Source organism: Alcanivorax limicola (assembly GCF_019931215.1).
GTDB classification, from domain to species: domain Bacteria; phylum Pseudomonadota; class Gammaproteobacteria; order Pseudomonadales; family Alcanivoracaceae; genus Isoalcanivorax; species Isoalcanivorax limicola.
In genome coordinates this window covers 342,090-356,332 of the sequence record NZ_JAIOUB010000003.1, presented here as the reverse complement: position 1 = coordinate 356,332, position 14,243 = coordinate 342,090, and the positions used below count along the sequence as shown (strand labels likewise).

General features: G+C 63.5%; 8 protein-coding genes. 5 read left to right on the top strand and 3 right to left on the bottom strand.

The window, feature by feature from the left end:
- The first annotated feature begins 13 nt into the window (after nt 1-13).
- The 4 genes from K8B33_RS11770 to K8B33_RS11755 all read left to right on the top strand — a co-directional run bounded on the left by K8B33_RS11770 (nt 14) and on the right by K8B33_RS11755 (nt 5,324).
- Complete coding sequence (locus K8B33_RS11770; protein ID WP_223426690.1) at nt 14-796, top strand: lysophospholipid acyltransferase family protein; 783 nt, start codon at nt 14-16, stop codon at nt 794-796.
- The gene (locus K8B33_RS11765) at nt 756-1,409 is read left to right on the top strand and encodes an START domain-containing protein (RefSeq protein ID WP_223426689.1); all 654 of its coding nucleotides are present in this window, start codon (nt 756-758) and stop codon (nt 1,407-1,409) included. Before K8B33_RS11770 ends, K8B33_RS11765 begins: the two co-directional genes overlap by 41 nt.
- Complete coding sequence (locus K8B33_RS11760) at nt 1,360-2,829, top strand: hypothetical protein (protein ID WP_223426688.1); 1,470 nt, start codon at nt 1,360-1,362, stop codon at nt 2,827-2,829. Before K8B33_RS11765 ends, K8B33_RS11760 begins: the two co-directional genes overlap by 50 nt.
- A 95-nt stretch (nt 2,830-2,924) precedes the next feature.
- On the top strand, nt 2,925-5,324 hold the full coding sequence (locus K8B33_RS11755; RefSeq protein WP_223426687.1) for a phosphoketolase family protein: 2,400 nt from the start codon (nt 2,925-2,927) through the stop codon (nt 5,322-5,324).
- Nucleotides 5,325-5,336: 12 nt separating this feature from the next.
- Here K8B33_RS11755 and K8B33_RS11750 read toward each other — a convergent pair whose 3' ends face one another.
- From K8B33_RS11750 to K8B33_RS11740, 3 genes are read right to left on the bottom strand one after another with little or no spacing between them, the layout of a single operon-like run.
- Nucleotides 5,337-8,078 (bottom strand): cation-translocating P-type ATPase, encoded by a 2,742-nt coding sequence (locus K8B33_RS11750; protein ID WP_223426686.1) that lies wholly within the window; start codon nt 8,076-8,078, stop codon nt 5,337-5,339.
- Nucleotides 8,075-9,499 carry an MBL fold metallo-hydrolase RNA specificity domain-containing protein gene (locus tag K8B33_RS11745; protein ID WP_223426685.1) on the bottom strand — a complete coding sequence of 475 codons (1,425 nt, stop codon included), beginning with the start codon at nt 9,497-9,499 and terminating at the stop codon, nt 8,075-8,077. The genes K8B33_RS11750 and K8B33_RS11745 overlap by 4 nt, the downstream gene beginning before the upstream one ends.
- A gap of 34 nt (nt 9,500-9,533) precedes the next feature.
- Nucleotides 9,534-11,180 carry a cation:proton antiporter gene (locus K8B33_RS11740; protein ID WP_223426683.1) on the bottom strand — a complete coding sequence of 549 codons (1,647 nt, stop codon included), beginning with the start codon at nt 11,178-11,180 and terminating at the stop codon, nt 9,534-9,536.
- A 283-nt stretch (nt 11,181-11,463) separates the two neighbouring features.
- Here K8B33_RS11740 and acnA point away from each other — a divergent pair, with 283 nt between their 5' ends.
- Nucleotides 11,464-14,217 (top strand): aconitate hydratase AcnA, encoded by a 2,754-nt coding sequence (gene acnA, locus K8B33_RS11735; RefSeq protein WP_223426682.1) that lies wholly within the window; start codon nt 11,464-11,466, stop codon nt 14,215-14,217.
- Nucleotides 14,218-14,243 lie beyond the last annotated feature (26 nt).

Here is a 14,243-nt window from a genome sequence, read left to right as displayed (position 1 = left end):
AGGAGTGCTGACCATGCGCGGGATCCGCAGCCTGATTGCTTTTGTCCTGCCCGCCTTGCTGGGCATCGTTCTGATGCTGCTATGCATGCCCCTGGGGCGGCGGCGCGCCATCAACATTGCCGTGCCGGCCGTGACCTGGCTGGGCCATCTTCTGGCGGGCATTCGTCTTGCCGTGGCTGGCGATGTTGCGGCGCTGTCGATCCGACCGGCAGTCTTCGTGATCAATCACCAGAGCGGCGCCGACCCGATCATCGTTGCCCGCCTGCTGCGGCGGAACATCACCGGGGTGGCCAAGAAATCCCTGCGCCGCCACCCGTTGCTGGGACCACTGCTGCGCCTGGCAGGCGCAGCCTTTGTCGACCGCGACGCCGGTGCCGGTAGTGCGGCATTGCAACCTGCTCTGGCACGCCTGAAACAGGGGTACGGCATCGTCATCGCCGCCGAGGGTCGCCGCAGCCCCGATGGCCGGCTGCTACCCTTTCGCCCCGGCGCATTGTGGCTGGCCCGGGAAGCCGGGGTGCCTGTCGTACCCATCGTGCTGCATAACAGCCGCGTTATACTGCCCCCCGGTGCCCTGGTGATGCACTCGAGCACCGTTGCCGTGACGGTCTTGTCACCCATACCCGAGGACACCATAACTGCCGGGGGGCTCTGGCTTGATGATCTGGAGAAACGCTTTGTCCGTTGCCTGGACGCCGGCCACCCGGCTATCGAGAGCTCTGCTGGTGACGAGGCTGTTAACAATGAGCCTGGCAGTGACGGCAGCACACCCGGTGGGCGCCGACGCCACCACTGACGTTTCAACCCGGGTCATGCGCGAGCGACAATCCGGGCCCGACATTGTGCGTGCCGCGACCCGGCTCCCCCTCAACGTCAACACGCTGCTTTCGGTGCTCGAGCATCCCTGCCATGTCAGGCAATGGGCGCCGGATCTGGAGGAGCTGGTGCTGCTTGAGCACCATGACGGGCACAGCCTGGTGTACATGCGTACCCGGACACCCTGGCCCATGCGACCCCGTGATGCGGTGACGCGCTTTTCCCGGCATCAGACAGAGGACGGTACCGTCACACTGACCATGCAGGGCGAGCGTGATGCCGTTCCGGCAATGCCCGGCGTCGTGCGCATGCCCTTCATCGCAGGACAATGGCAGTTGAGGCCGGAAGCAGAGGCCATGACGCAGGTGGACTACCAGCAACGCGTCAGCCCGGGCGGCGGCGTGCCACAATGGCTGGCAGATCAGGCCGCTGTCCGCCATGTCCGCACCACACTGGCAGCACTGGAGGAATATGTTGAACGTCATACCGAGGAGAATGACTGCAGCGCTGCAGGGCCTCCGGTCACTGACCCTCGCATGGGCCGTGACGATACTTATCTCTGGATTGGCCCCCGGCCTGGTAACGGCGAGTGAACGAAACAGCGCTGGCCACGCTCCGTTCGCCGATGTCAGCCGCCCACGCGCCAATGCCGACGAAGCAGCAGCCTGCAAGGCCTGGTTCGTTCAGGCAGACAGCGCGCTACGTCGCGCAAACATCCATGATGCCGCCAGTGTACCGCTGCCGGACGCGCCCTGGTTACACAGCAGTCGCTGGCTCAACGGCCTGTTCGGCCTTACGCACCATGACCCGGCCCTGCGTGAGGCCTGGCTCACACTCGCTGCTGATACGGGCTTTACCAGCTGGCAGGCGCGACTGGCACGGCTGGCGCCGGATCATCACTGGGCGCCAACGCTCTGGCACTGCCAGCAAGCCCTGCTTGACCAGCAGCTGACGGCCGGCAACGACATCGGCGCGCTGACGCTGCCGGAGATCCCGGACAGCTACAATACCTGGCAGAGAGCCCTCGGCCTGTATCCGCTGACACGGCGGCTGGCAGCACCCGCGGTGAACCGGTACCACCGCACCATGAGCGCCCGTCTGGCGAGCAACGATGTGCAGGCGGCACGTTTCTTCCTGGCACCACACGCGCCGCAAGGCGACGGCGCAATGACCGCACCGGAACACGTTGCCAACCTGCCGCCGCTGGCACTGCCGGATGACGCCACGCGCAACGTGCTGCTGCAACATTATGCACCGGTAATCGCCACGGAGCGGGACAAACACGACAATCATCCCGGCGCCATCGCCATTGATGACGCCGGCATCCGGGTACTCACCAATGACCCGGTCAGCTACACCTGGCTGACCTGGACCCGGTTCAACAACACCCCGCTACTACAGCTCAATTATCAGTTCTGGTTCCCGCGCCGCCCGGCCACGGGCCGTTTCGATATGTACGCGGGAGAGCTGGACAGTGTGATCTGGCGCGTCACGCTGCGCCCGGACGGCAAGGTGCTGTTCTATGACAGCATTCATGCCTGCGGCTGCTACCACAAACTGTTCATCAGCACGGCCTCCGCGGACCGGATTGCACATCGCGTCCCCGACGGCGACCGCCCGGTAACCGCGCCAGCGCCGGTACCCGATGCGGCCACACAGCGACTGCAACTGTTGCTCGAGTCCGGCACCCACTATCTGGTTGGCGTCACGGCTGCAACACCGATACATCACACTGATACCGTGCCCGATATGCTGCCGGCGACGCGGTACCGCCTGCACGCTGCAGATAAACTGCGTCAGTTGCCTGCGCCCGACGGCGGCATCACCAGTCTGTTCAACAGTAACGGTCTGATCCCCGCATCACGTCGTCCCGAGCGTTTCACACTCTGGCCCATGGGCATTCCTTCCGCTGGCGCCATGCGCCAGCAAGGCACCCAGGCCACTGCATTTATCGGCCGCCGCCACTTCGACGACGGCGATCTCGCAGAGACGCTTTTCACATCGCTTGAGTGACACCGAGCGAACGCAAAACTCTGCGTCCATGACACAGATCATTGCTCGTGACGTTGATTGCGATCAGGATCAGTGGAAACAAACAGGAGCCCCCCATGAATGACCCGCACCGGGCCGCCACACTGGAAGCGCTGCGTGCACGCGATCCGGCTTTTGATACTTGGGCACGCGGCTATGGCGTGATACAGCATTTGCCGCTGACACAGCACCGCGTGGCGAGCTTGCTGGAACGTGCCGCATCGCCGGAACAACGCGATGCATGGCTGGCCTTGTTGCACGCCGCAGATCGCATTGCCTGCATGGGGATGTGGTTGGTGGCGCACATGACCTACGTACGCCGTCCGCGCCTGGACGGCAGCCCCCTGAGCGCGGATGACTTCAAACCTGTGCCGGAAGGCCACACCGGTGGTGCCCTCAATATGGTCCCGGCCTATACCGGCTATCTGCTGGCCAACAGCCTGTCCGGCGACACCCGCGCCTGGCTGATGGGCCAGGGACACTGCGTGGCGGCTATCGACGCGCTGAACCTGCTCACCGGCAATATGATGCCGGAGCACGCACGACGCTACGCGCTGGATGATGCGGGGCTGGCCACCTTTGTGAACGATTTTTACCACTACGGCGTCGGCACGGATGGCGCGCCCCGCTCGCCACTGGGCAGCCACGTCAATGCGCATACCGCAGGCGGTATCAGCGAGGGCGGCTATCTCGGCTTTGCCGAGCTGCAATATGTGCACATGCCGCTGCCCGGGCAGTCGCTGGTCGCTTTTCTCAGTGACGGGGCTTTCGAGGAACAACGCGGCAGCGACTGGTCGCCGCGCTGGTGGCGCGCCGAAGATTGCGGCACGGTGCTACCGGTGATGATTGCCAACGGTCGGCGCATTGATCAGCGCACCAGCATGAGCCAGTCCGGCGGCACACCCTGGTTCCGCGACCATCTGACCCTCAACGGCTTTGACCCACTGACCATCGACGGACGCGACCCGGCCGCCTTTGCCTGGGCCTTGCTGGATGGCGAGCATCGCCTGGCTGAACGGGTGCGCATGCTGCGCGACGGCGTCAGTGATTACCCGGTCCGGCTGCCGTACGTGATCGCCGAAACCGTCAAGGGATTCGGCTTTCCCGGCGCGGGCAGTAACGCCGCCCACAACCTGCCGCTGGCCGACAACCCGGCGAACGATGAGCGCGCCCGGGCCAGCTTCAACGCCGGCGCCGCCAAACTGTTCGTGCCTGCCGAGGCGCTGCGCGAGGCAATCGCCACCCTGAACAATCATGGCCAGTCTGACCGGCCTGCAGAGCGCGACCACCCTCTGGCCAATCCGGCGCCCCACGACGCCATACTCCCGGCGCTGATACCCCCGCCGGCAGGCACAACCCAGTCTCCCATGGCGGCCATCGACGATGCATTTGTCGCGCTGGTGCGCGCCAATCCGGATCTGCGTGTGCGCATCGGCAACCCGGATGAAATGCGCAGCAACCGTCTCAATGCCTCACTGGACATGCTGCAGCATCGCGTGACCCATCCCGAGCCCGGTATCGCCGAATCCCTGCACGGCAGCGTCATTACGGCACTCAACGAGGAAGCCGTGGTGTGTGCGGCACTGGGCAACAAGCAAGGCCTTAATCTGGTCGCCAGCTACGAAGCCTTCGCCGTGAAAATGCTGGGCGCCATGCGCCAGGAAATTATCTTCGCCCGGCATCAGGCAAGCGCCGGCCGACCACCACGCTGGTTGTCACTGCCCATCCTGTGCAGCTCGCATACCTGGGAGAACGGCAAGAACGAGCAATCCCATCAGGACCCGACATTGTGCGAGGCCTGGCTTGGCGAAATGAATGATGTGGCGAGCGTGCTGTTTCCCGTGGACGGGCCCAGTGCCGCGCGGGCGCTGCTGGATCTGTATGCCAGCCGCGGCCGCATTGCGGTGATGGTGGTGCCGAAAAACGCTCTGCCCGTGCAGCTGGATGCCAACCAGGCAACGCAGCTCAGCGATGACGGCGTGCTGTGCCTGCATCACGATCAGACACCGGCGGTGCAGTTGTTTGCCATCGGGGCCTATCAGCTGGAGGCCATGCAGCGGGCCAGTCAACGACTGCGGGAAAAAGGGATTGCGCACGCCCTGTACGCCCTGCAGGCACCGGGGCGGTTCCGGGCGGCGCGTGATGCCCGGGAAGCCACGTCAGTCCATGACGCCGCGCAGATTCGCGCGTTGATCCCGGATTGCCCTGCGCGGGTCTTTCTCTGCCATGGTCGCCCCGAAGTTTTCAGCGGCGTGCTGCGGCCGCTGGATACCGGCACACAAAGCCGCTTTCTGGGTTATCGCAACCGGGGCGGCACGCTGGATACCTTTGGCATGCTCTACGCCAACGGCGCCACCTGGGCACACGCTACCCTTGCCGTGGCGGAAAGCCTGTCACTGTCCCCGGAGACGCTGCTGGATGAGGCAGAGCTGGCAGCGGTGCAATACCGCAGTGACAATCCCGACGTGCTGCGCTGACGTGAGCTGCTATCAACGCAACGGCCCCCGGGCGGGGCCTTGCGCCGGGGACGCAGCACGGGAGTGACGTAAGGCATAACGCAAGAACGCCTTGTCGAGTTCCACCAGCAGCGGCACCACCAACGCCACCAGCGCCGCTTCCAGCCACAGGGTGGCTGGCAGGGATTGTGATTCGAACAGTGCCTGCATCGGCGGCACAACCGTATACAACCACTGCAATATCAACACTGCGGCTACAGCGATACCGGCAGGCATCAGCCCGCGCAGGCTGGCTTCATGCCACAGCGGGGCATGCAGACGACGGCAGCAGAACAGATACCAGATCTCAACGAAGACCAGGGTCAACACGGCCATGTTGCGTGCCAGCATCAGATCCTCCTGGTAGCGGAGAAACTGGCCGATCACCAGCAGCGTGCCGACCACACCCACCAATACCAGACGTCGCAACAGCAAGGGCGTCACCAGCCCCTCGCCGGGCCGCCTCGGGGGCCGCCGCATCAGGCCTGACTCGCCGTGCTCGAAAGCCAGCGCCAGGGCCAGCGTCACTGCCGTAATCATGTTCACCCAGAGGATCTGCACTGGCGTGATCGGCAGTGCCGCCATGCCGATGACCAGCGCCAGCAACAACACCGATGCCTGCACAACACTGGTGGGCAGAATGAACTGGATCGCCTTGACGATATTGTCATACACCGTGCGCCCTTCGCGCACGGCGGCGGCGATGGTGGCGAAGTTGTCATCCGTCAGCACCATGGCCGAGGCATCCCGGGCGGCGTCCGTACCCTTGCGCCCCATGGCCACCCCGATATCCGCCCGCTGCAAGGCAGGCGCATCATTGACGCCGTCGCCGGTCATGGCAACGACCTCGCCACGGGCCTGCAGGATTTCGACCAATCGCAGCTTGTCCGCCGGGCTGGTGCGGGCAAATACATCGACCTCCGCCATCGCCTCACCCAGTGCCGCGTCATCCATACTGGCCAGATCCTTGCCGGTCAGCACCCGCGCCGCGTTCAATCCGAGTTGCCCGGCAATCACGCCAGCGGTGCGTGGATTGTCCCCGGTGATCATCTTCACCCGTATCCCGGCACTGCGGCACTCGGCCACCGCCTCGATGGCCTCATGACGCGGCGGGTCCGTGGTGCCGGTCAGCCCCAGAAAAATCAGGCCGTCCACGACATCGTCCTCGCCGATGCGCGCACAATCCCCGGGCAACGGTTTGTAGGCCAGGCCCAGTACGCGCATTCCCTCCCCGGCCAGGCGTTCAAGACCGGCATGCCAGAAGGCGCTGTCCAGTGGCTCCGCACCTTGCATGCCCTGTTGCTGTTTGCACAGGCCCAACAGACGTTCCGGTGCGCCCTTCACCAGCATCATGGCGTCCTCACCACGACCATTGAGGGTGGCCATGTAAAGCCGCTCCGTAGCAAAAGGAATCACGTCCCGGCGCGGCCAGCGCGCAGGCGCCGTGCCCGGGTCAAGCCCGGCCTTGCAGGCCAGTGCATAGAGCGCGCCCTCGGTGGGATCACCGTGCAGCACCCAATCCTCACCCTCACGACTGATATGCGCGTCATTGCACAGCAGCGCGACGCGCGCCACCAGATCGCCTACCCGCGCCGCCGCCCCGGCATCGCCCTGCCCGGCATACGCCATCGCGCCAGCCAACGCGTAACCCTCACCGGACACGTCGAAATCGCCGACAGCGGTGAGTACCCGGCGGGTCGTCATTTCATTGCGTGTGAGCGTGCCGGTCTTGTCGGAGCAGATCACAGTAACCGAGCCGAGCACTTCCACCGCAGGCAGTTTGCGAATCACCGCACGCGAGCCCGCCATGCGCTGCACGCCGATGGCCAGCGTGATGGTTACCACCGCTGGCAAGCCTTCAGGAATTGCCGCCACCGCCACCCCTACGGCAACCCGGAACAGCTCCGCCAACGGCAGGCCCAGCCCAAAATAGCCCCAGGCCATGGCCAGCGCCGTAACCGCCAGAATCAGCCCCGCCAATTGCCGGCCGAAAACGCCCAGAGAACGTGTCAGCGGCGTGTCCGGCGTCTCCACCGTATCGACCAGATGGCCGATGCGGCCCAACTCCGTATTGCCGCCGGTGGCCACCACCAGGCCCCGTCCGCCCCCGGCCGTCACCAGCGCGCCCATCCAGGCCATACTGCGCCGTTCCGCCAGCGGGGCGTCGTCAGCCACCGGCGTGTCCTGTTTCGCCACCGGCACGGATTCACCGGTCAGCATGGATTCATCGCAATGCAGATCGCGCACTTCGGACAAGCGCAGGTCCGCCGGCACCCGGTCACCTGCGGCCAGCAATACCAGATCGCCGGGCACCAGCTCGTCTGCCGGGATCTGCCGGGTGTGGCCATCACGCACCACCAGGCACTCCGCCACCAGCATTTGCTGGATTGCGCGCAACGCGGCTTCCGCCTTACCTTCCTGGATAAAGCCGACCAGCGCATTGATAACCACCACGGCGGCGATCACCAGCGCATCCGTGCCATATCCCAGCACCAGCGCCAGCAATGCGGAGGCCATCAGCACATACAGCAATACGTTGTGGAACTGGGCCAGCAAGCGTTGCCAGGCACCGCGCCGGCGTCGGGCAACGAGACGGTTCTCGCCGTAGCGTGCGCGACGTGCCGCCACATCGTCACCGCTCAGCCCCTTGCCGTCGGTATCCCAGGCCTGCTGCGCTGCCTCTACCGCGCGGGCGTGCCAGCATGTTTTCGGCTGCTCTGCTTCAGGTGCTGTCATTGCGCTATGTCCTCCGGGGTGACAGCGGCAATGGCAAACGGGCTCCCCGGCTCCGCGATGCTGACATTGTGGCCGCGTTCCCTGAGCACCTCCGCCAGACTCTCCAGTGCCTCGTTCTCGCCATGCACCAGGCGCAGCGCAGGGCGCCCGCCGATGCCCTCCGCCCAGCGGATCAACTCGGTGCGCCCGGCATGGGCAGAAAATCCACCAAGGGTATGAATCCGGGCGCCCACGGCGTAGCGCTGGCCGAACATGCGCACATGCTCCGCGCCATCCACCAGCTGCCGCCCCAGGGTGCCCCGGGCCTGAAAGCCGGCAAATACGATGTGATTGCGTTCTTGCCACAGACGATGCTTGAGGTGATGCCGGATACGCCCGCCGTTACACATGCCGCTGCCGGCGATGATGATGGCGCCGCGTTCGACACGATTGATCTGCATGGAATCGTCCACCGAGGCAGTCGGTGTGAAACACGGCAGAAACTGCCCGAGTGCGCGGGCACCGAAGTGCCGCATCATCTGCTGATCATCTGCATCCAGGGCATCCAGCCACTGGTCATACAGCCGGGTGACCTCTATCGCCATCGGGCTGTCGAGGAAGACATGCCAGCCATTGAGCAGCCCGCGGTGATACAAACAGCCCAGGTGAAACAGCAACTCCTGCGTGCGCCCGACAGCAAACGCCGGCATCAGGATATTGCCCCCGTCGCGCCCGGCCTGAGCCACCACCTCTTCCAGCTCGGCAATGGTGGCATCCTGGGAGCGGTGATCCCGATTACCGTAGGTGCCTTCCATCAATACCAGATCCGCCGTGTCCGGCACTTCCGGCTCACGCATCAACACCCTATCCGAAGCGCCGATATCGCCGGAGAACACCAGCCGCCATGGCGCGCTGCCTGCGCGGCGCAGACAGACAATGGCGGAACCCAGAATATGCCCGGCATCAATAAACGCCAGATGCAAACCCTCGGCGATCTCCGCCTCCGCGTGCCAGGACAGCGGTTGGCACAGCTTCAGCACTTCCAGCACATCACTGTGATCGTAACGGGGTTTGAGCAAACGACTGCCGGCGCGGCGACGCCGGGTGTTGGCCGCTTCCAGATCGCGCAGGTAAAGCCCGACCGCATCTTCGAGCATGATCGCCAACAGGTTGCGTGTGGCAGGTGTGGTGTAGATCGGTCCGGAAAACCCTTCTGACACCAGCAGCGGCAAGAGCCCTGCATGATCAAGATGCGCGTGGGAAAGTACCACGGCATCAATGTCCCGGGGCCGAAAGGCAAACGCCTCACCTTGCAGACGACGCACTGCGTCACCGCCCTGATGCATACCACAATCCAGCAATATACGCCGGCCAGCCGTTTCCAGCAGATGGCAGGAGCCGGTGACTTCCCGTGCCGCGCCCAATGAGGTGATTGTTGCCATGCGAATCGTCTCCCGGAAAAGCCCTGTGCCAGCCTTAGCTGGCATCGGCGGCAGTAGCGCAGATCATCTCGGCGGCATAGTCTGCCGCGTCACGATAGGGCCTGAGTATCTTGCTGACCCCTGCATGCTTGAGGATGTCCGCGTCTTTTTCGTGGTGCACGGTCACCGCCAGACGCCCGCGAAAGCCACGCTCCTGCAACGCTTCTGCCAGGTTCAGATTGAGTTTCAGATCCGGAATACTGCTGATCACCCAGCGTACATCGTCAATCTCCAGGTGATCGATAAAATCACGGCTTTCCAGATCGCCATAGGCCACATTCAGGCCTGCGCGACTTGCTTCGCGAATCACCTCCGGATCAAAATCCAGCCCCAGCACGCCGACATTGCTGGCCCGCAGCTGCGCCGCCAGTCGGCCGCCATAACGGCCCAGACCGAACACCACCACGGACGCCTGACTCACTTTCTCCTGAGCCTGCTCCGCCTCACGGAACGGGTTGCGCCGCTCAAAGGGCTTCAGCCACGGCGACAGCACATCAAACAGCTTGTGTGAATACAGAATCATGTAGGTCGACAAGGTAATCGTGATGATGCCCACCAGCGTGATCAGCCCCAGCGTGTTGTCGTCCACATGCCCCAGCGCGATACCCATGGCCACAAAGATGATCGAAAACTCGCTGATCTGTGCCACCGTCAAACCCGCCAGAAAACCGGTCCGGCGCCGATAGCCCATGACGCCCATGATGGCCATCACGATCAGCGGATTACCGATCAATACGAACGCGGCAAAAATCAGCGCCGTACCCAGCTCCTCGCCCAGCGCGGCAAATTCCAGTTGCGATCCCAGATGCACGAAAAAGAACAGCAACAGAAAATCGCGAATGCTGCTCAGGCGCGCATTCACCGCCTCACGGTACCGGGTTGACGCCAGTGAGAAACCAGCCAGAAACGCCCCGACTTCCTTGCTGAAGCCGATCACATCGCCCACCGCTGCCAGCGAGGTGCCCCAGGCGATGGCAAATACCAGCATCAGCTCCGGCGAGCGCGCTAACAGCTCCATCAGCCGGGGCAGCACATAGCGCATCATCACGGCCACCAGCACCACCGCCGCCGCGAGCTTGGCGATGATCCCCAGCACCAGCATGCCGGTCTGCTCCACATCCATGCCGTCCGAGGCACTCATGCTGCCCACCACCATCATGGCCACCACCACAGCAATGTCCTGAACAATCAGGAAACCCATGGCAATACGGCCGTGCAGGGAATCGATCTCCCGTTTGTCCGACAGCAGCTTGACGATGATGATGGTGCTGGAGAAGGTCAGCGCAACCGCCACATAAGTGGCTTTTACCCAGTCCATCCCCAGCCCGGTAGCAATCAGAAAACCGAACACAATGGTAAACAGCAATTGCCCCAGCCCCGTGGCCAGTGCCACAGGGCCCAGATGCCGTACCAGATGCATATCCAGCTTCAGGCCGACGACGAACAGCAGCACCGTCACGCCGATTTCTGCCAACAGCTCGATTTCGCTCTCCGCGCTGATCAGGTTGAGCAGCGCCGGGCCAACGAGAATGCCCACCAGGATAAACGCGACAATCAGCGGCTGCCGCAACCGTACCGCAATGGCGCCCACCACGGCCGAGGCAAAAAGCAATGCTGCAAATTCGTAATAGACGTGATCCATCTGCTCCCCTGAGACCGGCAAAGGCAACGAACCGCCGCGCAACACCTGCGCAGCGGGACAAAACAGTTATACAAGCTTATACATATTGTCGGCATGCCTGCCATCGCCCTGCAACAGCGCCGGCCCATCGGCCCGGGCATGGACCTGGACTATGGATCAGGCACCTGCTGAGCGGCCTCGCATGCACATGCGGCCTTTGTCGCGACATTTGTCGCTATTCATGTCACCCGCTTGTCGGCGTAGTATGGAGAAACCCCGTTTCCATCCGCACAGGGAGCATGTCATGACACAGATTGGTCAGGATAGCCTGAAAACCGCCACCGCCCTTGAGACAGATCAAGATACCGGCGCCCCCCGGGTCCACTACTTCAGCCTGAAAAAACTCGCCGACAAGGGCTGGGGTGATCTGGACATGCTGCCGTTCTCGTTGAAAGTGCTGCTGGAGAACCTGCTGCGTTTCGAAGACGGCAAGACAGTGACGCAGGACGATATCGAAGCACTGGTGCGCTGGCCGGAAACGCGCACCTCGGACCGCGAGATTGCCTATCGCCCGGCGCGGGTGCTGATGCAGGATTTCACCGGTGTACCCGGCATCGTTGACCTGGCCGCCATGCGCGACGCCATTGTCGCCGCCGGCGGTGACCCGCAGCGCATCAATCCCCTGACGCCGGTGGATCTGGTCATTGATCACTCCGTCATGGTCGACAAATTCGGTAACCCCCAGGCCTTCACCAGCAATGTGGACATGGAGTTCCAGCGCAACCGCGAACGCTACGAGTTCCTGCGCTGGGGGCAGAAAGCCTTCGACAACTTCCGCGTGGTGCCGCCGGGCACCGGCATCTGCCACCAGGTGAATCTCGAATATCTGGCACGCGGCGTCTGGTCGTCCGAAGACAAGGACGGCAAGACCTGGGCCTATCCGGATACGCTGGTGGGCACCGACTCCCACACCACCATGATCAACGGCCTGGGCGTACTGGGCTGGGGCGTGGGCGGCATCGAGGCCGAGGCGGCCATGCTCGGCCAGCCTGTGTCCATGCTGATTCCGGAAGTGATCGGCTTCAAGCTCAACGGCAAGTTGAACGAGGGCGTCACCGCCACCGATCTGGTGCTGACCGTCACCGAAATGCTGCGCCGCAAGGGCGTGGTGGGCAAGTTCGTCGAATTCTTTGGCCCGGGCCTCTCCGACCTGTCGCTGGCCGACCGTGCCACCATTGCCAACATGGCCCCGGAATACGGTGCCACCTGCGGCTTCTTCCCCATCGACGAACGCACCATGGAATATCTCACCCTCTCCGGTCGCGACGAGGCGACCATTGCCCTGGTGGAGGCCTACTGCAAGGCACAGGGGCTGTGGCACGACAGCGACCACGCCGACCCGGCATTCACCGATACGCTTTCGCTGGATCTCAGCGAGGTCGTCCCCAGCCTGGCCGGCCCGAAACGGCCCCAGGACCGGGTACCCATGACCGGCGTCAAGCAGGCCTTCCTGGACGTGCTGCGCCAGGAAACCGGCGTCGAAACCGACATTGCCGAGCTGGAAAGTGAGGGCGGCGGGCAGACCGCCGTAGGCGGCACCGAACATGCCGGCGCAGTGCCGGTGACCATTGAGGGCGAAAAACACCTGCTGGCCCATGGCGATGTGGTGATCGCCGCCATCACGTCGTGCACCAACACCTCCAACCCCAGCGTGATGCTGGCCGCGGGCCTGGTGGCGAAGAAGGCTGTGGCACTGGGTCTGCGGCGCAAGCCCTGGGTCAAGACCTCCCTGGCGCCCGGCTCCAAGGTCGTCACCGACTATCTGGATAAAGCCGGTCTTTCCGATCAGCTCAACGAACTGGGCTTCAACCTGGTGGGCTACGGCTGCACCACCTGCATCGGCAACTCTGGCCCGCTGCCGGAGGTTATCGACGAAGCCATTGGCAAGGGAGATCTGGTCGTTGCTTCCGTGCTGTCCGGCAACCGCAACTTCGAGGGCCGCGTGCACCAGAGCGTGCGCACCAACTGGCTCGCCTCACCACCACTGGTCGTCGCCTATGCCCTGGCAGGCACGGTGAAGATCAACTTCGACAAGGACCCTCTCGGCTACGACAACCAGGGCAAAAAAGTCTTCCTCAAGGACATCTGGCCCAGCAGCAGCGAAATTCAGGAGGCGCTCACCTCCGTGACCGGCGCCATGTTCCGCAAGCAGTACGCCTCGGTGTTTGACGGCGATGAGATGTGGCAATCTCTGCCGGTGGGCGATGCCATGACCTACGCCTGGCGCAAGGACTCCACCTATATCCAGCACCCGCCCTACTTCGAGGGTCTGAGCAAAACCGTGCCGCCGATTACACCGGTCAAGCGTGCCCACATTCTGGCGCTGCTGGGCGACTCCATCACCACCGACCACATCTCCCCTGCCGGCGCCATCAAGGGCGACAGCCCCGCCGGGCATTATCTGCAGGGTCACGGTGTAGAGCCGATTGATTTCAACTCCTACGGGTCGCGACGCGGCAATCATGAAGTGATGATGCGCGGCACCTTTGCCAACATCCGCATCCGCAATGAAATGGTCCCGGACACCGAGGGCGGCTTTACCCGCCACATTCCCGGTGACGAAGAGTTGCCCATCTATGGCGCCGCCATGCGCTACAAGAAAGATGGCGTCCCCACGGTGGTCATCGCCGGCAAGGAGTACGGCACCGGCTCCAGTCGCGACTGGGCCGCCAAGGGCACTAATCTGCTCGGCGTGCGTGCGGTGCTCGCAGAAAGCTTCGAGCGTATCCACCGTTCCAATCTGATTGGCATGGGCGTGTTGCCGCTGCAGTTTCCGGCCGGCACGGATCGCAAGACGTTGAACCTGGATGGCACGGAAGAAGTGGATATCGCCGGCCTCGACGACAAGATCAAGGCGGGCGACACACTGGAGGTCATCTTCCGCAAGGGCGACAAGGCGCAGACCGTTTCCATGACCTGCCGCCTGGATACCGCAACGGAAGTGGAATACTTCCGCCACGGCGGCATCCTGCACTATGTGTTGCGGAACATGATGTAATGCCCCGATCTAGCGCCCTGATCTAG